Raw genomic sequence first — 1,186 nt, forward strand, 5'->3', positions numbered from 1 at the left:
GGCGAAGCTGGTCCCGACGCCGAGCCCGATCCCAGCCTAATAGCCCAACGCTTCGCTCGCCCCCGCCCTGCGATCAGTTCGAGCCGTGGGTGACGCCTTCCCAACAGCGGACTTCTTCAACACAATCCGCCAAGAGCGGACGTTAGGTGCTGGCTGAGAAGGGCGAGCTAAGGCGACCGCTCTTGGGAAGGTAGGCTCGCCTGAAAAACAGCCCCTTAGCGTTCAAGTCTGCGGACCGCAGTTGCAGCGGGTGATCGAAGGAAGCATGCGTTGACCTTAACTCGGAAACCTGAGCTAGACTGCGATTAATTTCAAACGCGGCCCAATCGACGGCGATCGCCCATGAGCAACAAAGGCACAACCCCCAAATCGGCTCGTAACGAAGCCGAGATATTCGACGATCTGCGAGAGCTTTGCTGTTCCACAGGATATATTCACGCCATCGCATACTTCTGTTGGCGCGACAACCTTATACAATTCGCTGGCGATCAAATCACCTGCGGCGATATCCAGCATCAACACTCCCATGAACGACTTCTTACGTCCGAAATTTCGACACTTATAGGCCTAATGGCGAAGGGGGACATCAACATGAGCATCCCGCCGCCAAAAACCTTTCAATACTACGTCAAGCGGTCAGAGGAACTGCTGCATGAAATGCACATTAGCCTCCAGAAGCCCTGGCTGGCTGCGTTTGAAGCAATGGCGGGCAATTCAAGCAAAGCGAGTAAACTCGACCTCTTTGGTACCGCTGACGGACTGAGAGAGCCCATCTTCTACAGCGGTGAGTCGGCCTACAATTTTCAGTATGAAGAATTATCGCCTCGAAAATACAGAGCGGACGACGACTGGCTTAGATCGCATGCCGGGTTCTCGATTGACGAGGCCTGTGTCGTTGTTAGATGTATCGGCAGTTTACAGATAAGGAACCTACTAAATCTCCGCGAGGAGATGCTTAAGATCCACCCAGATTATTGGACCTTCCTTCCGGGCTTCGTGTTTTCTGTTCAAGATTTAGCGGGACAGACGGGCATATCTTCGAAAAAAATAGAGCGCGTTCTAGGGCCCGGACCCATTAAGGGGTTTGCAGATCGAGCGAAGCGTGATTCAGAGGCGTCCTCGAGGGAGAACGCCGATGGGATCGGACTGCTTCTGGCTGACGGACGAGCAGTTCGCGCGTCTTGAG

General features: G+C 54.0%; 1 protein-coding gene. It reads left to right on the forward strand.

Translation table 11 applies throughout. The features are described from left to right. Positions 1–342 precede the first annotated feature (342 nt). Complete coding sequence (locus ACIKT0_RS18645; protein ID WP_407106801.1) at positions 343–1,185, forward strand: hypothetical protein; 843 nt, start codon at positions 343–345, stop codon at positions 1,183–1,185. The last annotated feature ends 1 nt before the right edge of the window (position 1,186 follow it).

Source organism: Hansschlegelia beijingensis, from assembly GCF_045505405.1.
GTDB classification, from domain to species: Bacteria; Pseudomonadota; Alphaproteobacteria; order Rhizobiales; family Methylopilaceae; genus Methylopila; species Methylopila beijingensis_A.